Source organism: Limnoraphis robusta BA-68 BA1, from assembly GCF_034932365.1.
GTDB classification, from domain to species: Bacteria; Cyanobacteriota; Cyanobacteriia; order Cyanobacteriales; family Microcoleaceae; genus Capilliphycus; species Capilliphycus robustus.
Genome location: NZ_JAYGHR010000031.1, coordinates 1 through 24,934, shown reverse-complemented (window position 1 = coordinate 24,934; position 24,934 = coordinate 1). Strand labels below are relative to the sequence as shown.

Genomic DNA, 24,934 nt, shown 5'->3' with positions numbered 1-24,934 from the left:
TCTCGCCATAGTCTAACTGCCTTGTTTCTGATGAATTGAGCAGTTCTTATGGCATCATCAAGTCTTGAGTATTGAGACTTGGAACCGTTTAATAACTTAGCTTCTCGTACAATCATGGTATAATTTTACAACACAACTCCCCGGATAACAATATTAATTGTTCGCTATCCATCCCCATGTCTAAAGACTGGGGCTTTCCGCTCAACTTCGGTAATGTACTGAACTGAGAACCGTTATGGAACTAAGAACACCTGTTGTTCTAATTATATTTAGGCGTCCAGATACTACGCAAAAAGTTTTTGAGGTGATCCGTCAAGTTCAGCCTTCTAAACTTTTCGTTATTGCTGATGGGCCACGTCTAGATAAACCAGGGGAAGCTGAAAAATGTATGGCCGCTCGAAAAATTATTGAGCAGGTAGACTGGAATTGTGAAGTCTTAACGAATTATTCTGATATTAATTGGGGCTGTAAACAACGGGTATCTAGTGGGTTAGATTGGGTTTTTAGTTTAGTAGAAGAGGCGATTATATTAGAGGATGATTGTGTACCTGACCCGACGTTTTTTTACTTTTGCCAGGAGTTGTTGGAACGATACCGAAATGAGACTCGTGTGATACAGATTACTGGAGAAAATACGCACGGTTATCAGTCTCCAAATTCTAGTTATTATTTTTCTCAGTATAGCTTTTATTGGGGTTGGGCAACTTGGCGTAGAGCCTGGAAATTGTATGATGGGAGTTTGAAGCTTTGGCCTCAACTTCGAGACACAAAATGGTTAGATGATTTGCTGGGAAATGAACGGGCGGTTCAGTATTGGTCGAAGATATTTGACCTGGTTTATGAGGGGTTTAATTCTTGGGGATGGGCGTGGAGTTTTACTTGCTTTTTGCATCAGGGTTTGTGTGTTGGATCAAATGTTAACTTGATTTCTAATATTGGCTTTGGAGTAGATGCAGCCCATACAAATCAAGAGGTTGATGAAATTGCAAATATTCCTTTAAAAGCGGCTTCGTTTCCTTTAAAACATCCAAATCAATTGGTTCGGGATCAGGAGGCGGATCGGGTTATCGATCATTATCGGTTCAGTGGAAGACAATATTTTCGAGGTCTTAGAAAACAAGCCTTAGAAAAGCTGAATACAGGTAAGAACATAGAAGCTTTGCAATTGTTTGAAGAGTGTATTGCGTTTCGTCCTGATCAAGTTGGGTTATATTACGGAAAGGCTGTTAGTTTGGCGAGGCTGGGTAGAATAAATGATGCAATTACGGCTTTAAAAAGTTTAACAGATATTATTCCTCATCATCAAAAAGCCAATGTACTGCTTGGAGAAATGCGGAGCAATATATTGAGTATAAGCTCTAAAAATCCAGATCAAGAACGCTTACTGTATCGGTACATTTCTCTGGAAGATGTGGTAACAGTTTGTTCATCTATCCATAAGATTGAGATTAAGTTTTCAAATCAACAGTCTATCGGTCAAAACTTGAGTCAAGAAGATTATTGGGAAAATTTATGGATATTCAATAACGGATCAAATCAAGACCTGAAAGTAATCTGTCTTGTCCGAAATCCTATTGAAGTGAATATTTTAGGTTTCTTTAACAATATAGAAAAACATTATCCCACATTGACTAAGATGCAGATTAATGAGATGGATGTTAATGAAATGATTGATAAGTTTATCAGTCTTGATCCTGCTTTTTATTTAACTGAGGTTGATAAAAAGTTTCGAGATTGGTTTGGATTTGATATTTATGAGACATCCTTTTCTGCGCTCGGATGGAAAACATATCTACACCAAAAATATCACATTTTAGTAATGCAATTTGAATTGCCAGATTCCGAAAAGGAAAACTTAATTAAAAGTTGTTTTAGCATGAAAGGCTTCAAGTTTAAAAATCAGAATTCAATGGCTGAAAAATGGTATCATAAAAGATATTTAGAATTGAAGAAAAAATTGATTTTAAGTCGTGAATATCTGAATCGGTGTCTTTTCTCTCAATATGCCAAGCAATTCTACACAGAAGAACAAAGAGAAAGTTTTTATCAACTTTATCACTTGCAATCACTGATTTAGGATAGAATATGTTTGAATCGATAAAGTAAGACCTATCTCAAGGGATCTAAAATTCTCTAGACATTTGGATTGGGGTTGAGTGCGATCGCGTAATTGTGGGATAATAGGGATACTGGAAGTTCGATCTGGTGAGTGGTGAGTTTATGAATGTGGGCGAATTGATTAGAAATGCGAACCGACTAAAACGCGAAGGGAAATTAGATGAGGCGATCGCACTTTATCATCAGGTGATAGAGATCAACCCCCATTTTTCTTGGGCTTATTCTAACTTGGGCGATGCGTTAGTCCAGCAAAATTACTTAGATTATGCTATAGATTGCTTTGATCAAGCCATCAAAATTAATTCGGGTATATCTTTTTTCTATTATCAGTTGTCAGAAGTTTTAGCCATTCAGGGAAGATTTAATAAAGCTCTAGTTTGTTTTGATCATTTTTTAAAAATAGATGGAACCATAGAGAAATTGAAGTTATATCATACAATTGGAGATTATTCTGATAATTTTATTCATCAAAAAACAATTCAAAAATCAGCGATATGGAAAGCTTTAAAGGCGGCGTTATTTTTAGATAAAAATGATAAAATTAACGAAGCTTTAAACGTTTATCAAAAAATTATTGAAGACAGTCATTATCAATATTCAGAAGTTTATAATAAGGTGGGTGAATTGTTTCTGAAAATAGGGGAGCGGAAGAAAGCAGTTGCTAATTTTGAGAAAGCGATATTTCTCAACCCTGATATAGCTCAGTATCACCTAAATCTAGGAGAAGCAATAGAGCGTTGGAGTTTATCTGTAAGGTCTTATCGAACAGCAGTTAAGCTGAACCCAATGGTATTAAAAGACTACTATGATCAAGTTGAATTTGTTAATACTCAAGATATTAAGGTTAAAAATCCGATATTTGTGGTGGGCTGCGGACATAGTGGAACTTCCCTGATGCTAGCTTTGCTGGGGAGTCATCCTTCTGTTTATCCAATTCCTTATGAAAGTGCAATATTTTTGCAAAGTATGAGCAAAATTGAAGAAACGATGCGAGGTTGGGATGAAAAATGTTTGGCAGAGCAAAAAAAACGTTGGATTGAAAAAACCCCTCCCCATATTTTTCAAATTGGTAAGTTTCTAAAAATTCGTCCTCACAGTCAATTTATTCTGATGTTGAGAGATGGGCGAGATGTTGTTTGCTCTCTCAAGCACAGACCAGACTCAAATTATCAGAAACTTATGGAGCGAATAGAGCGATGGATTTATGATAACTTGGCTGCTGTACCTTATTGGGATCATCCTCAAGTTCATGTGGTTAAGTATGAGGATTTAGTCACTCATCCCCAACAGACTTTGAAAAAGGTCTTTGATTTTTTAGGAGAAGAATATAATGATAAAATTTTAGAATTTTATAAGACTGAGAGACGGTGGTATAGCTTAGAGGTTGTTAAACCTGAAGCCATTGATAGTGTTACAGCACACAAGCAGCATCGTAATTGGCAAATAAATCAGCCGTTGTTTGATGGTCGAGGTCGCTGGAGAGAGGAAATGACAGAAGGAGAAAAAATAATTTTCAAGAAAAAAGCTCAACAATATTTAGTCAAGTTTGGTTATGTTGAAGATGAGAACTGGTAATAATGGTAAATACTCGATTACAGCTTCGAGCAGTTAGGCTAGCTAAAAATCCAATTCTATATCCAAATTTGCCAGGATTAGAGGGTGAAATTGGAGCTAATATTAATGGATCTTCACTAATTCGGGTTCCTGATTGGGTTAAAAATCCTTTGGGTTGTTACTATCTTTATTTTGCTCATCATAATGGTCAATATATTCGTTTAGCATATTCTAATCATATTCAAGATTCATGGAGGGTTTATAGTCTGGGGACATTACACATTCATCAAACGGTGTGCGTCAATCATATTGCTTCTCCAGATGTTCATGTAGATCATCAAAATCGTGAAATTCGGATGTATTTTCATGGAGTTCATCCACAGCAGGGTCAGGTGACTTTTTTGGCAATCTCTAAAGATGGTTTATATTGGACGGCATCTCCAGAGGTATTAGGGCCATTTTACATGAGGGTGTTTCAATATGATGGATGGTATTATGCGATCGCTAAAAATCACAATATTGGCGGTGTGATTCTACGCTCTAAAGATGGTTTAACCCCTTTTGAGAGAGGAGGAGATTTTATTGCTAAGATGAGACACGCGGCTGTATTACTGGAAAAGGACACGTTAATTGTATTCTATTCTCGAATTGGAGATGTCCCTGAGTCTATCTTAATCAGCTATGTAGATTTAACCCAAAACTGGACACAATGGATGCCCTCTGAGCCGATTCTGATTTTAGAACCAGAACAAGACTATGAAGGGCTAGATTTACCGATTCAGCCTTCCCAAAGTGGGGCGGCTAAGGGGAGAGTTAGACAGTTAAGAGATCCGGCTGTTTATCAAGAAGATAATAAATCCTACCTTTTGTATTCAATTGCCGGAGAGTCGGGCATTGCTGTTGCAGAGTTAAAATCAATTGTTCTAACTTTGATTAAAGCAAAACTCGATTTTATTAAGCTCCTAGCAAAGAGCCAAAGATAAAGTATACAATATTAATCTATTTTTGCACAAACTAATGAATTAAATGTAGATTTAATCTTTGAAAAAATTAATTTATGAATAGTCTGTATATCTCTATGGAGAAGTCACTAACTGATAATTAGCTTCCTTATTACCTATTCGTATTTCATCAAAATATACAACTCTTTGCGTTACAACAGAAGGTGCTTGTATTTCGTCAATTCTCCACGGCCACTTATAAATTCCAAACCTAAAATAAGGGCCTTTCTTATCGTTATAACAATTTGCTCCTTGGTCTTCAACAATCTTTTGATCATTCTTCCAAATTTGAACAAAACCATCAGCGTTGAAAGACCACTTGATATGAAAAACCCAATCAACCCATCGACCTCGATCATAAATAACTTTATTACTCCACAGCCTTCTAGAATTTTTTGTGTCCAAATCTGTATTGTTCGAGTTAGCACTTGAGTCCCATCGTTTCTTTATTGTATAATTTTCCCTATAGATATAAATAGCTAACATAGGCTGTCTTGGACTTTCTCCTTCATCTTCAATACCGTGAAATTGAGCAATTAGTTCAGACTGCATATCAGGTTTCCAGTTTTCAGGGATAAATGTACTAAAACCATACCAATATTCGTGTCCTATATTTTGGTAGAGATAACCACTTCCTTTTGTTGGAACAAGATCAGTTCTATAGTTGATTTCATCCCTATGTTTCACACGATCTAACATCAGCTTTGCCGCATATTGACCATACCGAACGGGATCTGTTACTATATCAACCTTTTTTTTTGTATGCTCCCATCGTGCATCAGTAAATTGACTAAAATCTCTTGATTCAAAGTCACCAACAAAAATAAGGTTTCTGTTGTCAGATCTTGCAACAGGATAAAAAATAAAAAGGATTATCAATATGCAAAAAAAAATTCTAGAAGCCAGCTTAACCATATGCTATTCTTATAGATAGTTTACAGCTAGATAGGTAGTATACCTCAGGTAAAACCTTAGTAATAAAAATTTTTTCTGATTTTTTCACTAGGAATACTGTAGAGGTATTTTTCTAGCTGGAGACTGATAAAAAATTGTTGCTTCACTAATAGTATTAAACTTTTTAGTAGGCAAAGCAGCTCTCTCATAAGTCTCTATTGTGAGTAAATCAGAATTTTTGATGTAAACTTCATCTGTATCCCATAGTTTTTGCAACATGGGGATAAAGTCTTCAGTTCCAAATATACGAAGATGATCATATTGACCAAAACGTTCAGTTCTATCTTCATCAGTCAAGTTTTCTGAGATATCTTCATCTGTTTTTCCGACTCTAATCGGTACAGTAAACAAATGCGTTCCTTCTGGTTTTAAAATTTGTGTAAATTGCTTTAGGATATTTTCTACAGAACAAGGAAGATGTTCTAAAACATGGTTGTGTACAATTAGATCAAAGCATTCTCTTGGTAACTTCTCTAAATCTTTACATAAATCTATTGGAAAAACCGTACAGAAATCATTCGTGTAGCTTTGAGGATTTATATCACAGGGATGATATTTGATTGGTGACAGTTCTGAAAAAATCTTAATTAACCCTCTCTCTGGAGCAATATGAAGTATTCTCATTCCTGGCTTAAGCAAGTCTAAAGTCTTCAACACTAAGTACATAAGTCTTGTTCTTTCCATTGCTCCACAATGTACACATTTTGCATTAACTCTTTTACCTCGATCTTTAAATCGAGTAAAACCACAAATAGGACAGTGCATATTCATATTACTCCTTAACTAAAGTCAACACCAATTTTATAAGACCTTTCTAGCTATTATATGTAAATTTTTGTTTTGGAACAGCATACTGATTGTATCAGAATAAGAGTTCTTAAACTCGTTAGCTATCCGTATCACCTCATCTTCAGAACATATGGATGTATGTGTAGGTAACACAGAATTAGGAGTACCTGACATTTCGAGAATTTCACAACCACAAGCTTCTAAAATTGCAACAACTTCAGGTGTAGTAATGTAATAAACGGAATTCATAAGATAATCCAGTTTGTCCTCACAAGCAAATTCTTTAAGCCAAGCTGGTATCAAGTATTTTGGCATAAATGGTAACCAAGGTATATTTGCATGACCTTCATAATAGGTTCGTGCATCTTGAGCATCCAATATTAAAATACCGCCTATGTGTGTGACCCTAACGATCTCTCTTAATACTTCTGCTAAGTTTGAGATATGCTCAAGAACAAACCAGCTATGAACTAGCATAAAAGTATTTGAATCAAACGGAACATACGATCCGTCATATAAAATACATCTAGAGTTAGCTTTGTCCTGTGTAACATATTTGTGAGCAACTTGCTCAAATTGTTTAATTCCTAGCTCCTGAACATCGATTCCAAATACATCATAGCCTTTTCTCAGGCCAGCGAGAACAAACTCACCTCTTCCACATCCCAGATCTAAACATTTACCTATAGAATTAACATACTTTTTCGCTTTATGTATAAATATACGCCAGCGTTTTTCCCCTCTTTCTATATCCATTGTTATAGTTGATTGTGAATTTAAAAACTACATAGCTTTTAGGAAGCATACTAAGGAATAATAGCAGCTACTTACTTAAATTTTTTGCAATGCTACATCATAGTACATATTTCCTTGTAAAGCGAAAAAGATAAACTTCCAATTATCTTTTAAACATAACTCATTAACAGCTTTTGCAACCCCACATTTTGTAACACCTGAAACAGACCAAGATGTATAATCATTACAAACAATGTACCCATCATTTTTGACTTTTGCTTTTGCTACCTCAAGATCTTTCTTAACATACTCATAATAGTGATTTGCATCAATATATATCCAATCAAAATAATGATCAGGAAATGAAGACAAACATTGAACAGAATCCATCTCATGTAATTTAGAGACTTTTTCAATGTCTTGTTTGTTTAGTTGTTCATATTCAAAATTTTCAAAACTAATATCTACAATATGTAATTCAGATGGAGATGTTAATTCTAAAATAGCTCTTGCAAATTCACCTTTATTAGTGCCTACTTCACAAACAGTACCTCTCTTGGTCATTTTTTTTAAAAGCTCATATCTATCAGGTAAAAGAGTACATTCTTGCAGGTGAATATAATCTAGGCGGGGAGCATAATCTATGAATGATTCATATTTTCTATTCCAAAGTTTTACGGACTCTCGTAGTAACTTGCGAGCTTTATTAATTTGGGCTAATATGGTCTGCCGATCTGAATCAAAGTCTGAATACATTTTTCATCCTCTTTGCTATCTATACTTACTGAATAAGTGATTTTTCAAAAAACTCACTTTCTACATATAAATCATACTTGGGCTTTTTTCTAATGTAATTATGATTACCATGCTGATGTTTAAATTCGTTGGCAACATTTTTTTCTCCTGTATCTCTGTTGTAAATGTAAATTGTCTCTTCTATATATTTGATTCGATCTCCTGCCATCTCTAACACAGGTATAAAAATAGCCATATCTGTTGCATACCTAAAATAGTTACCAGTTGAATCTTGGAAGTCATCTTCAGATATTTCTTTGTATAATTTATACTTAAAAGTTCTACAATGACAAGCTCCCCAAGGGTAATCTCTGTAACTTCTATTTGAAATCACCTGTTCTGGATACTTAGGGCTTACTTTGCGACCCCATTCTTCTTCTATCTGCTTGTTACTGAGTGCGTGCATAAATGGTTCAGACAGTTTACCTTTCTCAAGCCTTCTTGCGCCACCGTATGTTACCCAGGTATACCCATCAGAATAGGCTTCAGCTATCTTCAATAAGCTATTTTGATCGGCTAGCCAATCATCTCCATCAATATGAACAATAACATCTTCGTCTGATATCCATTCCTGTTCAACGCATCTCTCTATAGCTATCACTCTGGATTTTAAGGCATACTCCCTACATTGATTAACAATTAACTCAAAATGAGTGGAACTCAGAATTCTTCTCACTTCACTTGAATAGTCTTGTTCAGAGGAATCATCAACAACTATACATTTAAAGTTTCTATAAGTTTGCATTTCTATTGACTTCAAACATGATTCTAAAAATCTAACATCATTAAAGGGAACTACAATAAACAATCTGGGTAATGAATTAAAAGTAACAGGTTTACTTTCTCTTTGTCTCCTATTTTGATATTTTAGACTGGAGTTTTCTGAATTTATAGCATTATTAACATCAATATCTTCAACATTAAAAAAGTAACGTTTTAACGCATGATTTCTTGATTGAAAATGATTGGGTTGATCTTTATTACCAATTGAGTTGGACATCTCAAGTTCTTCAATACAATCTTTTAAAAAAGAGGGAATTAAATGAATTCTTTTTCTCTGACCAATCATTGCAGAAACAGCTATATCATCTTCTCTCTCCCTCATCAGAGTAGGTAAATCTATATGGAAAACAATATTTTCTGTTCTAGTTGCCATTAATCTACCCTTAACTAAGTGTACTCTCTCTGATGTAATTAAGTTGAGGTTTTTTCCGCTTTTATAAACAATGGCTGGAATCACACTTCCATATTTATTCCCATGAAATTTATAGCGACTCTTATAACCTATATGTTCACTGTAGGTCTTCTTGGGATTTACAACAATACCCTCCAGTCCAACTATTGTTCTTGAATTTTGCTGATTTTCTAAACATTCCACTATGTTTTCTAGGACATTACTGCGCGTAATCAAAAAATCATCATCATGAGTCATAATATACTTTGTTTTCGCGTATAGAGCCATAAACCAACGAGGAGAACACCCTTGGTTTTGCGACGCTTTAAATACTAAGTCTATATCTGAGAAGAAAATATTAGTGTCTGAGGAATTATCCCATAAAAATATCTGAACTGGAACCGTTTGATTTCTCAAACTCTCTACTATTTTAGGAATATTTTGAGGTCTTCTATAGTTGAGAAGCAGTATTGTTATCTTCTCCAACAAGAAATTACTTCGATTACCAGTAAGTTGAGTAACGGCTGGTTGCGACTCAGTAGCTGAAATACCATTGCTTGATGATATTGCTTTTCCTGAGTTAGAATCCCTTTTCTTGCTTAAAGAACCATCATTTTTTCTCATTCTACCTGTATTCTGTTCATTCAGAGAAGACACAGACTCCTCAAACTGCGATCGCGTTTTCGTTAACTTCCCTAAAATCTCAATCCCTTGTTGAAACTGAGGTTTCAACTGTACTGCTTGCTGATAAACCGCGATCGCCTCTTCCGTCTTCCCCAGCTTCTCCAAAGCCTCACCCAGATTCAAATGAGACCAAGCCGCCGAAGCGTTCAACGCCACCGCCTGACCATAAACCTCAACCGCCTCATCCAACCGCCCCAACTTGCACAGCGTTTCCCCCAAGTTGTGGTAAGACCAATAAAAATCGGGATTTTCAGCGATCGCCTGACGATAGACGCCGACAGCTTCCTCTAGCTGACCGCTCCTTTGCAATTGGTTCGCTTCCTGAAACTTACTGACCATCACGCAACCTTTTGACTGAAAACTTTCGGGTAGATGCCCAACGCAGAAAATCCTACCACGTTCCGACACCACAATTTACTCAAAACCAGAAATTTGATTCCGGCACTTCCACCCCGACGCATACCGTCCCCCAAAAGTTTCCTTCCAGTTAAAATAAAGAACCTTCGCCAAGCCTATTGAACCAAAACTCTGAGGACGTGTATCGTTAAATGTATGCTCCCGACTCAAACCATGACCGAAACCCTACTCGAAAATACCCCGATTATTCTCCAGATGCAACCTGTCTTGGAAATGACAGACGAACAATTTTTTCAATTCTGTCAACTCAACCGAGAGTACCATATTGAACGGACTGCTCACGGAGAATTAATTATTATGTCGCCCACCGGTTCGGAAACGGGAAACCGAAACTTTAAACTCTCCCAACAACTTGCCAACTGGACAGACGAAAATGGGACAGGAATAGGTTTCGATTCTTCCTCCGGTTTCAAGCTTCCCAATGGGGCAAATCGTTCACCGGATGCGGCTTGGATGACCTTAGAAAAATGGAATAAAATTCCCCCCGAACAACAGACAAAATTTGCTCCCGTTTGTCCAGATTTTGTTGTAAAACTTCGCTCTCCCAGCAATTCGTTACAACTTTTGCAAGATAAACTACAAGAATATATTGATAACGGTGCTTCTCTCGGATGGTTAATAGACCGGAAAAATCGCCAAGTTTACATCTATCGCCCTCAAACCCATGTTGAATGTTTGGATAATCCTAAAACTCTGAGCGGCGATCCCATTTTACCCGGATTTTTGTTAAACCTGGACAAGATTTGGTAGATCACAACATATCCCCGACCATACAAGATGACTGCTATATATTCTCTCGCAATTAATCCCCAAATTCAACCGACTTTAAAAATTACCCTATTCGCCGTTCCTAAACCTTTTATCGGTCAGATTTCTACTCTACAACGCAATGCGATCGCCAGTTGGTTGAACCTCTCACCCCAACCGGAAATTATCCTGTTTGGAAACGATCAAGGTGTTCGGGAAGTCGCCCAAGAATTCGGCGTTAAACATATTCCTAACGTTCGTTGTACGCCTCAAGGTACGCCCCTACTCAATGATATTTTTGCCCAAGTTCACCAAATCGCCACCCATCCGATTTTAGCCTACGTTAACGCCGATATTATTCTACTGAATGATTTCCTTCCCACCGTTCAACAGGTTAGCAGCAAAGAGCCTAAATTTTTAATCTTAGGACGGCGTTGGAATCTTGATATTAATCATCCTATTAATTTTACCACATCCGAAGTCGAAAAGCAACTTCGCGATCGCCTTCAACAAACCGCAATCTTTGGCGGAATTGGGGCGTTAGATTATTTCGTATTTCCCAAACCTTTATTTTCCAAATTACCCGAATTTGCAGTGGGAAGGGCGGGTTGGGATAACTGGATGGTGGGGGAAGCCCTCAAACAAAATTACCCCCTTATTAACGCCAGTCGAGTCATAACCGCAGTTCATCAAAACCACGACTATCGACACCTAAAAGGACAGCGACAGGAAGCCTTTCACGGGGGAGAAGCCCAACACAATAAAGCCCTCAGTCGAGGAACATTTGCGGGAAATAGTGCGGATGCAACTTGTTATTTAACGTTTCAATCCCCCTCAGAAAATCCTCGCGTCAGTTTGGTTATTATTCCCGGTTTAAATCACTCGGAAAACCTGCAAAATACTCTAGAAAGTATCGAAAATCAAACGAATACAAATCTTGAGATTCTTGTTTTTAATAAAATTCAAAAACCGATAAACTCAAATAACATTCGCCCCATTCCTCAATCTTTTTCCAATCCCGTAGACGCTTACAATACAGGATTAAACCACGCCCAAGGAGAATTTATCCTCTTTCTCCAAGAAGGTTGTCTTCTCAAACCGGATGCTATTTTTCAATATATTAACGGTTTTGAAGAACAAGCAGGTTCAGTCGAAATGGTGTTTTCTGGATGGGAAACGTCCAACACTTCTATTCAAGCTTCGCCGATTCTTTCACCCGTATTAAAAGGGAGTCAAGGTTTACACGGTTTGCATATTTGGATGTTACCGAATTTGTGGTTATTGTTGCATCCAAGTTCGATAATGTTTGAACGAAATTCGTTAAAACGTTGTGGAGAATTCGATACAAATCTATCGGTAACTGCTGCTATTCTCGATAGGGTTTTACATCTTTCCTCACGAGGTTATGCGGGAATTTGTTTAGAAAGTATGGAAGTGAATTGTCCGATATTAGAAGAAAATGTTTTTCAAAAAATTAACGACTGCGAACAAATTTTAAACCGCTTTTTTGAACGTCCCCATCTTCCCAACTGGATGCAACCGTTAAAACCAAAAGCCTATTACAATACTTTGGTTTGGTTAGCCTGTTTATGCTATCATCAAGGTGAATATGAGCCAATGATTGAACTGTTAAAACGTTCGCTTTCCTATAGTTCCTATTCTACAGTAGAAACTTTATCTAATTGGATAGAAAAATTTACTCGCATTTCCCAAGACTCTAACTCTCAGTTTGACCCAAATACACTTAACAATCTCCCCGTCTGGAAACAGTTTTTAAAAACTCTTAACTCACCCGATATTAAAATCTCTGTCTAATTTAGAAAGTTCTCGCGTCTAGGACTTAAAGTTTTAAAAAATATCAAAATAACTCCCACTCCGATACGGTTAAAGATAACGAACTGACAGAAATCTGTTCTTCGGGTTGTTGGGGTGAATTTGGTTGAGTTGGTTCTAATTTATCTGGCTTTTGTTTGGACTCCACTTTAATTTTATCATACTCTTGTTGAATTTTATCTAATTCAGATTGAGTTTTGTCTAACTCTTGTGAAACTCGTTCAAACTCTGACTGAGACTGTTCTAACTGTTCTTGCTTTTCTGCTAACGCTTGGCGAGTTTCTTCTAACTCCGCGTGACATTGTTCTAACACTTCCATCGTCTCTTTGAGTTGATTATGAGACTGTTCTAAGACTTCTTCTGTTTGTTTTAACTGTTCTTTTGTTTGGGTTAACTCCTGTTGAACCAACTCCGGGGAAGACTGTTCTTGTTGTTGAATTTGATGAAGTTGAAAATGGGTTTGTTCTAACTCTCCCAACACCTCATCAAACTGCGACTGAATGCGTTCGAGTTCCTCGCGGGTGTCGTGCAGTTCCGACTTCAGTTGTTCATACTCTTGTTGACTAATTTGTTGTTCTGTTGTCACGGTTCTCGTTGTTCCTTCCAACTCAAAAATTCACACTAGGCTTGATTTCTTATTTTACCCTATTGTTATCTTATTTAAAATTAAAGGTCCCCCGCCCCCCTAGCCCTCCAAAATTGGGGGGAAAAGAGTTCAAAGTCCCCCAGAAATACCCCCAGAAATACCCCCAGAATTGGGGGTCACGGGGGCGGGGGATTTAGGGGGCGGAGTCACGGGGGCGGGGGATTTAGGGGGCAAAGTCGAGATTAAATTAACCTTTCACACAAACAACCTGTCTCAACGTTGCCACAATTTCTACCAAATCAGACTGTTGCTTCATCACCTCATCAATGGGTTTATAAGCACCGGGAATTTCATCAATAACCCCGTTATCTTTCCGACATTCTATCCCGGCTGTTTGCTGAACTAAATCATCAACAGTAAACTGTTTTTTCGCTTTAGTTCGAGACATCAAACGCCCGGCTCCGTGCGAACAGTTATGTACAAGCAATGGGGTGTAATATTCAGTGAAGACAATATAATTGTGGTTATCTTCTACGGTAAAGTTGTAGACTGCTGCTTCCAAGTCTGATTCAACCTTAAAGACTCTATTCATTACCAAAGTTCGATCAAGAGATTCCCCTTGAAACTTCGAGATGTCTACCATCTTTCCCCACCTTGCCTTAGTCGTGAGATCCTTACAGTGCAATGTTCCTCCTACTACTGAATTCGCCAATAGTAGTTTATCGGAATAGATCCTAGATGGGGGTTCATTAATCACAAGTCGGCGACAAATAGAAGACAATTTGCTCAGTACAATATTATCACGAAATTCTACAACATAGTTAGTCCGGTTACGGTAAACTTTGTAAGCCACACCCAGAGACAAAAGAGTACAAACTAGAGTGGAAAACATCTCATTTTTGCCTACACTGATAGACACAATTCCCTTGTTATAACTTCCATCACCATCCAAATATCCTGCTAAAAAATAGAGGGACAAAAATGGATTACTCATCAGAATGTTAGGTAAATCTGGTAAAATCTGTAGAACTTTATCGACAAAAGACAGTTCACTTACGGTTAACTCAACCAGTCCCACACCTGTTATTGCTCGTCCTCGTAAATGAGAAGTTCTTGGTGCTTGTATCCGAGAAGAAACCTTTGCAGTGTAGGACTTTAATAGTTCCTCTAAATGCTGTATGAAAGGTTGTTTGGATGGTTCTTGGGACTGGTAAATCCGAATATAGGAATTTAAGTATTTACCATTGCGGATTCTATCCTGTATCTGGGGTGCATTTTTCCGTTCTTTTCTGTATATTGTACCGTCAGACAAGATCACACCAAGTAAGTAATAAAAATTGAGATCTTGTTCTTCTGGTGACAAACTAGACCGAATGTTTATATTTGTGGGTACGATGGCTCCTCCGGGGAATGAAGTAATATCTTCTATGGGAAGATAGGATAATATACCTTGTTGGTAGGTTGCAAAAGGATGATTGGGAGTACAGGTAATTGTGTTTTCTAATCGGCGTCTCGTTTGAGAAAAAGAATATTTGTTCGCGAAGGCTATCCGTTCACTTTTGTCCAAAATACTTTTAGCCTCAAACTTTTGGAGTTTCTCGTTATAGGAGATTAACTTTATGGGTTGGGATGAGTTGAAGATATCTTCTATGTTCATCAAACCAAACTCAGTTAAAACCTTAGTTCCAGCCGCAAAACAGCTACAATAACTGTCAGCATTTCCTTTCCCTTTCACAATGAAAGATTTTGCACCCATTGAACCCGGAATAATTCCATAATCATTTTCTTGCGCCCTCACCGCACCTTTACGAGTCACATAAACATCCTCACCAAAATGCACTTCTTTTTCAGCATAATTGTGATGACAATTCACTTCTAAAAGCGGTTTTGTTGGCTTTCCTCCCGCAATAGCTTGTTCAACAATTCGTTTAAAACGAGCCATCATTACATCCCGGTTATAACGAGCGTAATTTTGCGCCCATTGTAAATCTCGCCAATAGGCTGCAAATTCAGGAGTTCCTGCTACAAAATAGGCTAAATCTGGGTCTGGAAGCTTCATTTCTGCCAGTTTTGCCAACGCTTTTGCACTGTCTATATGACGTTGCGCCAGCATATTTCCAATATTACGAGAACCGGAATGCAACATCAACCAAACAGCATTTTCGGTATCAACACACAGTTCAATAAAGTGATTTCCACCGCCGAGAGAACCGAGTTGTTTTAAGGCTTTAGATTCAAGATTATGCACTTTTGAATGCAAGTCTTTAAACTGTCGCCAACCTTGCCAATTGCTAACTGATTTTTCGATGTCTTTATTGGCGTTAAATCCCACTGGAATTGCTGCTTCTATTTCCAGACGAATTTGCTTGAGTTTTCCCTCTAATTGTTCGGCAACAAAAGGCATTTTCACCGCACACATTCCGCAGTTATGAACGAAGACTCCAGAGGTTAGAGCAAAGTTGTGATATTCGGGTACTGTTAAACAGTAAACGTCTTGTTTTTCTGATAGGAAAATTACCTCGACAACTTTGTGGTTGTACCCGTGTTCTTTTCGCCGATGGTTGTGTAATCCAATGGGACTTTTAACCTCAGCACCACAGGTTTCGCAAGTGTAAATTCGATTGGCAATTTCTTGGCTTTTAGCTCTTCCTTTTTCGCTGGTATTGTACTCAACAAGATATTGTTTTCCCCGCCGCCCGTTCTCCGCGACAGATGCTTGGAAATGTTCGGGGCGCTCTTCCATATACCGCAGAATATTTTTTGTTCCCCTTTCAGAAAAGTATTGATGTCCCTCGGCTGTGCGAGCTTTTCTAGCTAGAGCTTGCTTTCTATTATCTTCAAATTCTGGAGATTGCCAATGAGTATTTTTCTCAACCCATGAGCGATGGTAGGCGGAATGTTCGTTGTTTCCCATAAATTCCAAATTTTCTGGCCTGTTATCAACCGGGTCAAAATTCTTGTGATGAATCACAGTTCTTTCACCGGGAAATTTAGGAATTTTACCTAACAAACCAGAGCGTGCAATCATCCAGTGGGCTTTTTGGTATCGACCGGAATAATTCTGCTGAATTAAGGTATAGCCATCCTTATCCTTTTTGGAGTAAAAAGGCATTAAAGACGTACCATTTTTTAAGTCTTTTGCTTCTCGATAACTGCCATCGCGCAACATGAATTGATGGTCGGGAGTGCATTTAATTTCCGCACCGTTGTCGAGAACCACTTTTACTAATGGGGCATTGCGACGAGTCAAGCGAGCGCTCGCTTTAGCTGCTACAATTCGACCCGTGTCGGTGCAGGAGTAAACCACAAACTCTCGCCGCCAGGAAGCTAACTCGACCAAGGGATAAGATTTGCCGTCTGCTAGAGGAATTAATGTATCTCCGGTGAAGCAACCAATATCCACCCCAACGGCTGCGGGAATAATCGCATCTTTTGTCGCAATTACAGACCCAACTAATGCGCCTTTTCCTAAGTGTACATCCGGCATTAACGCAACGTGTTTAAATACAAAAGGGAGGGAAGCGACATTTTTTGCCATTTGAGTTTCTTGGGCGGCTAACGAATGATTCGCCCAAGATAATACGGGTTTTGGTGTTGATATTTCTAAGGGTTCGTAGGGCATGATTGTAATAGTTTATTCCTATAATCGACTTTGTATCGTTTGATTGTAGTACAAAAATACTACACTTGTCAAGTGGGTGTAATATTTGGGTGTAATATCTGAGGGCAATATTTGGGTGTAATATTTGGGTTACGGGTTTTAGAGGATAATTAAACTGTCTAGGGGTTCTTCTAAAGACGGGGGAACGTCCGTTAACTGGCGGTGCATTTTGAGGATAATTTCTTCGGGGACTTGACGGGGGCGGTTTTGGTTGCGTTGGAGACATTTTTCTAACGGAGTATTCACCCAAACGGCAAAAATGGGATGAAAACCGATTTCTCGTGCTACAGTAATAACATCTTTACGTTGACGGCGTTGGGTGTTTGTAGCGTCATAAATGACATCTGTAGCCTCTTGAACCCCTTTTTGAAATTGTTGTTGGACTTGACTCCAAACCCTCAACCAAGGCCCTTGTATGTCCTCATCACCAAACAGTTGCGCCCGAATGGTATCAGTAGAAATTAATTGATAATCAGGATGATTAACTTTGAGTTGGGTTGCGAAAAAAGACTTCCCGCTACCAGGAAGTCCGATCATTAAAATTAATTGACTCATTTCAAACGGTTTGCACGGGTGATATGATGTCCGGTTGATTAATTCTGTTGGTGGGGTGGTTTAAACAGTGAACAGTAGACAGTGAACAGTGAACAGTGAAGAAGTACCATGCAGGTTACAAGCGATTGCTGAAAACACTGAGAATTGATAACTGTAAATTGAAAACACTGGTAACTGTATAACTGATAACTGTAAACTGTAATGAACCCGCCCCTACAGAATCATTATTGATTAGTCGGACATGATATGATTTCTGTACAGAAATAACCGGAATTTGATGCACCCTACCCATGATTTAAAAGGGTTTGATGCACCATAACCCGATCTAAATGACTGTACCATCAGGAATGACAGCATTTTTCAAGACAACAACAATTCCACTGCGGATATAGAACCCAAGTTCCTCCCGCTCTGCATATTCTACATCTTCTTTATTGGTGATGGTAACATTGTTACCAATCCGAGCATTTTTATCAATAATTGCTCGACGAATGGTAGTATCTGCACCAATTCCCATCGGGATTTTACCTTTTTTCAAATTCGATTCACGTTCGGCGAAGGGTTCGTAATAATCAGAACCCATCACTAATGTATCTTCAATAACGCAACCGGCTTCAATGCGAGAACGCAACCCTAATACACTGTGATCAATTCGGCATTTTTTGAGAATACAACCTTCTGAAATAATCGACTCTGTGATTTGACAATCGAGAATCTTAGAAGGCGGTAAATAACGGGACCGAGTGTAAATGGGGGCTTTTTCGTCGTAGAAACTAAAGGGCGGTTGGGGTTGTTGAGTTAACGCCAGGTTAGCATTGTAAAAGGCTTCAATCGTTCCGATGTCTTCCCAATAGTCCTTAAACAGATAAGCCTGAACGTTATGATCTGCGGCTGCATTCGGAAGTATTTCTTTACCGAAATCCGTTTGTTCGGGATGCTCACTCAGTAACTTAATCATCACATCTCGGTTAAAGACATAAATCCCCATCGACGCAATAAAGGGATTTTCTTTGGCTTCTTCTGGTGTGAGTCCTAAAGTAGTGGTATCAACCGCCATTTTATTGAGGGCGTCACCCTTGGGCTTTTCGCTAAAATCAACAATACGACCTGCATCATCAATTTTCATCAAACCAAAATCCGAAGCCCGTTTTTCATCAATGGGCAGTACCGATAGGGTAATATCTGCCTTAGTATCAATATGACGCTGGACAAATTCACGGTAGTCCATGCGGTAGAGGTGGTCGCCCGAGAGAATCAAATAATAATCTACATTCCACTCCGCAAATAACCAGAGATACTGACGAACCGCGTCTGCTGTCCCTTGAAACCAATTCGGGTTACTGGCGGTTTGTTGGGCGGCGAGAACCTCTGTAAACCCATCGGTAAAGCCCGAAAAGTTGTAAGTCCGAGAAATGTGACGGTTCAGAGATGCCGAGTTAAACTGAGTCAGGACGTAAATTTTAAGAATTTCTGAATTGATACAATTACTGATAGGAATGTCAATCAGTCGATATTTACCCGCTAAAGGGACAGCAGGCTTGGCCCGTAGCTTGGTTAGGGGATAAAGACGGGTACCAGCGCCGCCACCGAGAATGATCGCTAAAACTTTTTTCACAAAAACTACCTCTTATCTGCCAATGTTTTCTCAAGTTCAGTGTCCGACTGTAAGCCCAAATTGACAAGGGGGAAAGCAAAAAACGTCGGTTAAGATTGGGTTATGATTCCACTCTAGGTGATCATCGAGTAACAGGGGTCTGCTAATACTGACCTGTTCCTTTCCCCAACTTCAAGACCTGTTAGAATCAGAAATGATCCCTAAAACCCTGATTACAAAAATTGTCTAAGGGATAAACATCTCATCTCAAAACGCTGAACAGTTTACTAATCCGCGATTCAATACATTGCTTTTTTCGCGTTCAGTCTAGCACTCTGAACTCGAATGTTTCCTCTATCATCAGACAGAGCCAGATCGCCATATTAATCAATACGAATGGACATCGGAATGCTTAATTATCGCAGTTCGACAATCACCTTCTCCAACAAGACACGATAAGCTTGTTAGAAGGAAGACCCAATCGAGTTGGCATGACGACTTGTTTGTGTAGACATCATACCATCCGAGGTACTCCTCTAAACAGTGAACAGGTTTTGGGTTTTGGGTGTTGGGTGTTGGGTGTCAGAATTTGGGTGTGCAGGAAGCTAATCGCTCAAATCTCGTTATGAAACCGGATTTTTGCAAAACAGCAAGAATAAAACATTGAGACTCTACTGTGCGGAACTCAATCTACAATTAGGCTTAAACCCTTTCATCGCCGAATACCCAACCCTCGTTGTTATCCTAGCCCTGAAATCCGTCGAGAATATCCTCCTAGCAATTGCATATTATCCTCAAACCAAACGTACCTAACAATACCCCAATGGTTATGGCACAAACATTGTGTGATTCCATCAGACCTCCCCATTCATTCTTCTCATAGGAGATGTTCCGATGACGTTCTTACTAGCCGAAACAACTCAATTGGGGTTGGAAATCTCCCCAACCCAGTCCTACCAGGCATGGCAACAAAGCCAAGCCTACTCAACGCCCAGCCGTCGCTGGAATGCCTATCTCAATCAACTCTGTCTCGACGCGGTACTTCCTTGGCTACAAGAAGAGTATGACCCCCTCGCTCAACCCTCAACACTACCCTCGAGTATTTGGGAACTGGTAGACGGTGTTGTGATTACCCAAGGCCTTACACGACTGATTTTGATACCCAGCGAAACCATCGACACCGATGAATTTCGGGTTCCTCAAGAATGGGTCGATATTCCGAGTTGGATGGGAGATTATTACCTCGCTGTACAAGTCAATCCAGATGAACAGTCGGTGAAAATTTGCGGTTATACCACTCATGCTCACCTGAAAACTCAAGGTCAATACAATTGGAGAGATCGCACCTACAGTTTAGAAGCAGACGAACTCATCGCCGATATAAACGTTCTCTGGGTGGCTCGCCAATTCTGTCCCCAAGAACAAACTCGCAGCTCTGTCGCTCCCTTACCCCGCTTAACAACCGCCCAAGCCGAAAACTTAGTCCAACGCTTGAGTGATTCTGAAATTGTTGTTCCTCGACTCGCCGTTCCCTTTGAACTGTGGGCCTCCCTTCTCGAACACAATCAATGGCAACCCCTTTGTCAACAACGCCGAGGTCAACAAACTTCGATTAACTTAAGCCGTTGGTTTGATAATCTGTTTGACACCGCTTGGCAGTCTATCGACACTTTATTTCCCACTTCACAACCCTTGGCTTTCAATTTCCGTCGCACCCCAAACGCTCCTGAACAGGAAATGCAACGGGTCAAACAAATTCACCTGGGAACTTTACAAGCCTCAACCCTCGTCGTGCTATTAGTGGGATTAGGGGTCGAAACCGATGGCCGTATAGGAGTGAGGGTACAGCTTCATCCTCAACCGAATCATTCTTACCTTCCGGCTCATGTTAGATTAACCTTACGCTCAGAATCCCGAGAAGTATTGCGCTCAGTAGAAGCTCGGACTGAAGATAACTATATTCAAATCCCCCGATTTAAATGTTCACCAGGATTTCGCTTTACTGTCGAGATTTCGTGGGAGAATACAAACATCACAGAACATTTCCAAGTTTAAATCATTCCTAACCTTTAATAGTTAATTAACGAAAAGGAAAGAAGTTTTAAGTGGAGCATCAGTACGGAATTTGGAAATTGCCACAAATCTCTCATGCCTAGTCTAACGTCCTCAATCAGCCGCTCAAAATCCGTCGAAAACGGAAGTAAGTCTGTTGTCTTAAACTTCGGTAACGGCAACACTCAGCACGGTTGTTCGATGATTGTCGCCAATTTGTGGACATCGGCATCTTTTCCCCCGATTCGATTAACTGGGAGTTTACCTCCGGCTTTAGAATTAGCCCAACTTTACAAGCGTTGGCGATCGCTTTTTGAAGCCCTCAACCATCGCTTAAGCTGGCGGCGTGGTGTTGTAGATCTAGCAATTGAATTTGATGAACAAGACATTGCTCAAGTTTCTCAAGTTGAGTTTTTGGAGTTATCAAGACAGTTAAAGCAATCTCTCAACCAATGGTTAGATTCGGGATCATTTGGTCGGATAGAACGCAGGTTACGCACCCAACTCTCACCCCATGAAGAAATTCGCGTCATCATTGAAACCGATGATCCTGTGATGCGACGACTCCCCTGGCATCTGTGGAATTTTTTTGAAGACTACCCCGCATCAGAAGTCGGTTTGAGCAGCACTTTAGAAGCTGAACGGATCGAACCGACACACCGATCTCCGGGTGGTACTGTGAGAATTTTAGCGATTCTGGGTAATTCTCACGGCATTGATATCGAACAAGATCGAGCTTTACTCGAACATTTACCGGGCGCCAAAACAGTCTTTTTAGTTGAACCTCGACGCAGTGAATTAAACCGACTGTTGTGGGATGAAGAAGGATGGGATATTCTGTTTTTTGCTGGACATAGTTCCAGTCATATTAGTGGCGCTACAGGATTTATTAATATTAATCACAATGAAGCGATTACCGTCATCGAGTTAAAATTTGCCCTACAAGCGGCGATCGCTAGAGGTTTACAACTCGCCCTTTTTAACTCCTGTGATGGCTTAGGACTCGCTCGACAACTGGCTGATCTACAGATTCCTCAATTAGTTGTCATGCGTGAACCAGTACCCGATCAAGTCGCCCAAGCATTTTTGAAACATTGGCTGAGTGCTTTTTCTACAGGAACGTCTTTTTATCGCTCAGTACGAGAAGCCAGAGAAAAATTACAAGATTTAGAACCCGAATATCCCTGTGCTTGCTGGCTTCCGGTTATTTGTCAAAATCCAACTGTCATTCCTCCGACTTGGCTAGAACTCCGAGGAAACCGACAGCTCCCGGCTCATTCAATCGCGGCTTTTGGGGCGATCGTGACGGTTTTAGTTATTGCTTTGCGATCGCTCGGTTTGATGCAAGGATGGGAACTCAAAGCTTACGATCAACTGTTGCGACTGCGCCCTTTTGAAGAAGTTGATTCTCGTGTATTAGTCGTAGAAGCTACGGAAAAAGATATCCAAAAATACGGGGGTTTTCCTCTACCGGATCGCACCTTAGTCAAACTGATTGAAAAACTCAAATCTTATCAACCGCGAGTCATGGGAATAGATATTTATCGTGATGTTCCCAGAGAACCGGGTCATGCCCAGTTGCTCAAACAGTTGACTGAAAATCAGAATTTAATCGCAGTTTGTAGTGCTTCTGAGAGTAGAAATCTGAATAAACCTGGGGTTGCTCCTCCCCCGAATATTCCCAAAAACCGACTTGGATTTACCGATGTGGTAGTCGATTCTGATGATATTCTACGTCGGCATTTATTATTTATGAATCCCGATAGTAATTCACCCTGTCAAACTGAATTGTCTTTAAGTTTTCAGTTAGCTCAAAATTATCTAAGGGTAGAAGGCATTACCCCTCAATTGAGAGCCGATGAATCTGTACAGATGGGTGACGTTGTATTTAAACCCTTAGCAAAACCCTCGGGAGGCTATCAAAAATTCGATAATCGGGGATTTCAACTGTTACTGAACTATCGGGCTATTGATCAACATCAACTGCAACGAGTTACCTTTTCTCAAATTTTAGAAGGTGAAGTTGATCCCGATTCAATCAAGGATCGTTTAGTTTTAATTGGGATTAGTGCGCCGATTTCAACGGATTATTTTTCGACCCCTTATAGTTTTCGTTCAACTGAGCATCAAAAAATGCCCGGAGTGGTTCTACAAGCCCAAATGATCAGTCAAATTCTCAGTAGTGTACTTGATGGACGTCCTCTAATTTGGGTTTGGAGTCAATGGGGGGATTGGGTGTGGATCGGAAGTTGGTCTATAGTGGGAGGTATTATTGCTTGGCATCATCATCGATTCTCAAGTTGGACTCCTGTTGTCGGAGTGGCGGTTGTCACCTTATCCGGCATCTGTTACATCTTTTTACTTTGGGGGGGATGGGTTCCAATCGTTCCATCTAGTTTGACTTTGGTGATCACTGCCGTTTGTCCATTTTTATTGAAAAATCAATAAAATTATACGGTTGAGAGATGCCTTTGAACTCTATATATTTTTAGTGCATCGAGAGTTGTACTTAGTTAGTCAAAGTTGACAAGCTAAATCAACAGTTTTTAACTTTTCCTTTCAATTCCAACTCAACTGAATTGGGGAAATTTCAGCAAAGCATTTACGATTCAACCGGGGAGTAGAAATAATCATGCTGTGGAAGAACCGATTCTCTCAGTCCATTCAACTTGCTGTGACTCTAATTTTAGTCGGGATCGAGTTGGCTAGCCCTCCGTTGGTAATGTCGAATTCCTCTGATCAAGGCGATCGCAAGAATAATTCAGGTTCAGATCAAACCACTCTCAATTTTCAACCTCCCAACCGAGGAGCGCCAGGAACTCGAGCGGATGCTGGAAGTCGAGGCGGATCAGGACAATGTTCTAAGCTGGAAAAACCCATTACCGCTTTGATCCCGACGACAAACTGGGGTGAAACGTTAGCCGCTCATCCGACGTTCTGGTTATATATTCCCACGTCTTCGGCGACGGTGGAGTTGGTGTTGAAGCCTGAAGGTAGCGATGAGGTGGTTTATGAAGTTAAATTTCCTGTCACTCAAGGGCCAGGTATTGTCAGCTTTCGTCCCCCTGAAACCGCTCCTCCTCTAGAAGAGGGTAAGGCTTATCGCTGGATGTTTAACTTTTACTGCTCTTCTGAGGTGTTGAATGCTTCCACGAGATCGAATATTCCAAGCAATTTTACCGTTAGTGGAATTGTGGCTCGTGTTGCTCCGTCTAGAGCGCTCAAACAACAGTTAGAAAAAGCCGGATTAACAGAGAAACTCAACCTCTATGCTGAAAATGGTCTGTGGTACGAAACTCTAACTCAACTGGCTGAACTACGGCGCACTGAACCTCAAAATCCTAAAGTTGCGGATCAGTGGATGGATCTATTACAACATAAAGCTGTTCTGCTCAATAATATCGCTCAGGAACCTATATTAGCTTGTTGTCAGCTTGAACCTAAAAATACCCTGTCTCTCCCGTTTAAGCCAAAATGAGCAAATTGACACTCCCACGCGCCCTCACGACGGGGATTCTTCATTCTACGATTCGACTTGCTGCGGACAGGATTGCTCCTTTGACATACTCCCACCGTTAATTGCTAAAGCAATTCTTCCGGGGGATTCTTAGATTCACACCTAAAAGTTTCTGCTTCACAGACTCTTGGCTAGGCATTACTGCCCCCGCTAGATCGTCTCCACAGA

The 24,934-nt window shown here is 39.7% G+C and carries 18 protein-coding genes; 9 read left to right on the top strand and 9 right to left on the bottom strand.

Features of this window, described 5'->3' with window-relative positions:
- Positions 1 to 235: 235 nt before the first annotated feature.
- The 3 genes from VB836_RS12000 (at position 236) to VB836_RS11990 (ending at position 4,655) form a co-directional block, all read left to right on the top strand.
- Entirely contained in the window at positions 236 to 2,077 is a 1,842-nt protein-coding gene (locus tag VB836_RS12000; protein WP_323219544.1) for a putative capsular polysaccharide synthesis family protein, read from the top strand.
- Between the two features lie 143 nt (positions 2,078 to 2,220).
- Positions 2,221 to 3,693 carry a tetratricopeptide repeat-containing sulfotransferase family protein gene (locus VB836_RS11995; RefSeq protein WP_323219543.1) on the top strand — a complete coding sequence of 491 codons (1,473 nt, stop codon included), beginning with the start codon at positions 2,221 to 2,223 and terminating at the stop codon, positions 3,691 to 3,693.
- A 2-nt stretch (positions 3,694 to 3,695) separates the two neighbouring features.
- Complete coding sequence (locus tag VB836_RS11990; protein WP_323219542.1) at positions 3,696 to 4,655, top strand: glycoside hydrolase family protein; 960 nt, start codon at positions 3,696 to 3,698, stop codon at positions 4,653 to 4,655.
- A gap of 93 nt (positions 4,656 to 4,748) precedes the next feature.
- On the opposite strand, the gene VB836_RS11985 is transcribed toward VB836_RS11990, so the two are convergent.
- The 5 genes from VB836_RS11985 to VB836_RS11965 all read right to left on the bottom strand — a co-directional run bounded on the left by VB836_RS11985 (position 4,749) and on the right by VB836_RS11965 (position 10,143).
- Positions 4,749 to 5,588, bottom strand: a complete 840-nt coding sequence (locus tag VB836_RS11985) for a polysaccharide lyase (RefSeq protein ID WP_323219541.1) — start codon at positions 5,586 to 5,588, stop codon at positions 4,749 to 4,751.
- Positions 5,589 to 5,675: 87 nt separating this feature from the next.
- Positions 5,676 to 6,392 carry a class I SAM-dependent methyltransferase gene (locus VB836_RS11980; RefSeq protein ID WP_323219540.1) on the bottom strand — a complete coding sequence of 239 codons (717 nt, stop codon included), beginning with the start codon at positions 6,390 to 6,392 and terminating at the stop codon, positions 5,676 to 5,678.
- 36 nt (positions 6,393 to 6,428) lie between these two features.
- On the bottom strand, positions 6,429 to 7,172 hold the full coding sequence (locus VB836_RS11975) for a class I SAM-dependent methyltransferase (protein WP_323219539.1): 744 nt from the start codon (positions 7,170 to 7,172) through the stop codon (positions 6,429 to 6,431).
- A gap of 75 nt (positions 7,173 to 7,247) precedes the next feature.
- Positions 7,248 to 7,907, bottom strand: a complete 660-nt coding sequence (locus VB836_RS11970) for a class I SAM-dependent methyltransferase (RefSeq protein WP_323219538.1) — start codon at positions 7,905 to 7,907, stop codon at positions 7,248 to 7,250.
- 25 nt (positions 7,908 to 7,932) lie between these two features.
- Positions 7,933 to 10,143 (bottom strand): tetratricopeptide repeat protein, encoded by a 2,211-nt coding sequence (locus VB836_RS11965; RefSeq protein ID WP_323219537.1) that lies wholly within the window; start codon positions 10,141 to 10,143, stop codon positions 7,933 to 7,935.
- A 231-nt stretch (positions 10,144 to 10,374) separates the two neighbouring features.
- Here VB836_RS11965 and VB836_RS11960 point away from each other — a divergent pair, with 231 nt between their 5' ends.
- Positions 10,375 to 10,971 (top strand): Uma2 family endonuclease, encoded by a 597-nt coding sequence (locus VB836_RS11960; protein ID WP_456085758.1) that lies wholly within the window; start codon positions 10,375 to 10,377, stop codon positions 10,969 to 10,971.
- Positions 10,972 to 10,998: 27 nt separating this feature from the next.
- Entirely contained in the window at positions 10,999 to 12,783 is a 1,785-nt protein-coding gene (locus VB836_RS11955; RefSeq protein ID WP_323219535.1) for a glycosyltransferase family A protein, read from the top strand.
- Positions 12,784 to 12,826: 43 nt separating this feature from the next.
- Here the strand turns inward: VB836_RS11955 and VB836_RS11950 are convergent, their stop codons facing one another.
- The 4 genes from VB836_RS11950 to VB836_RS11935 form a co-directional block, all read right to left on the bottom strand.
- Entirely contained in the window at positions 12,827 to 13,387 is a 561-nt protein-coding gene (locus tag VB836_RS11950; RefSeq protein WP_323219534.1) for a hypothetical protein, read from the bottom strand.
- A gap of 247 nt (positions 13,388 to 13,634) precedes the next feature.
- Positions 13,635 to 17,009, bottom strand: coding sequence for an RtcB family protein (locus VB836_RS11945; RefSeq protein WP_323219533.1), 3,375 nt, complete (start codon positions 17,007 to 17,009; stop codon positions 13,635 to 13,637).
- Positions 17,010 to 17,147: 138 nt separating this feature from the next.
- Positions 17,148 to 17,642, bottom strand: a complete 495-nt coding sequence (locus VB836_RS11940) for an AAA family ATPase (RefSeq protein ID WP_407659656.1) — start codon at positions 17,640 to 17,642, stop codon at positions 17,148 to 17,150.
- Between the two features lie 286 nt (positions 17,643 to 17,928).
- The gene (locus tag VB836_RS11935; RefSeq protein WP_323219531.1) at positions 17,929 to 19,218 is read right to left on the bottom strand and encodes a glucose-1-phosphate adenylyltransferase; all 1,290 of its coding nucleotides are present in this window, start codon (positions 19,216 to 19,218) and stop codon (positions 17,929 to 17,931) included.
- 618 nt (positions 19,219 to 19,836) lie between these two features.
- Between VB836_RS11935 and VB836_RS11930 the strand changes: the two genes are divergently transcribed.
- The 4 genes from VB836_RS11930 to VB836_RS11915 all read left to right on the top strand — a co-directional run bounded on the left by VB836_RS11930 (position 19,837) and on the right by VB836_RS11915 (position 24,727).
- On the top strand, positions 19,837 to 20,010 hold the full coding sequence (locus VB836_RS11930; protein ID WP_323219530.1) for a hypothetical protein: 174 nt from the start codon (positions 19,837 to 19,839) through the stop codon (positions 20,008 to 20,010).
- 81 nt (positions 20,011 to 20,091) lie between these two features.
- Positions 20,092 to 21,252, top strand: a complete 1,161-nt coding sequence (locus VB836_RS11925) for a DUF1822 family protein (RefSeq protein WP_323219529.1) — start codon at positions 20,092 to 20,094, stop codon at positions 21,250 to 21,252.
- Positions 21,253 to 21,345: 93 nt separating this feature from the next.
- A complete protein-coding gene (locus VB836_RS11920; protein WP_323219528.1) occupies positions 21,346 to 23,697 on the top strand; it encodes a CHASE2 domain-containing protein in 2,352 nt (783 codons plus the stop codon).
- A 184-nt stretch (positions 23,698 to 23,881) separates the two neighbouring features.
- Positions 23,882 to 24,727: a DUF928 domain-containing protein gene (locus VB836_RS11915; RefSeq protein ID WP_323219527.1), complete on the top strand. Its 846-nt coding sequence runs from the start codon at positions 23,882 to 23,884 to the stop codon at positions 24,725 to 24,727.
- Positions 24,728 to 24,934: the final 207 nt, after the last annotated feature.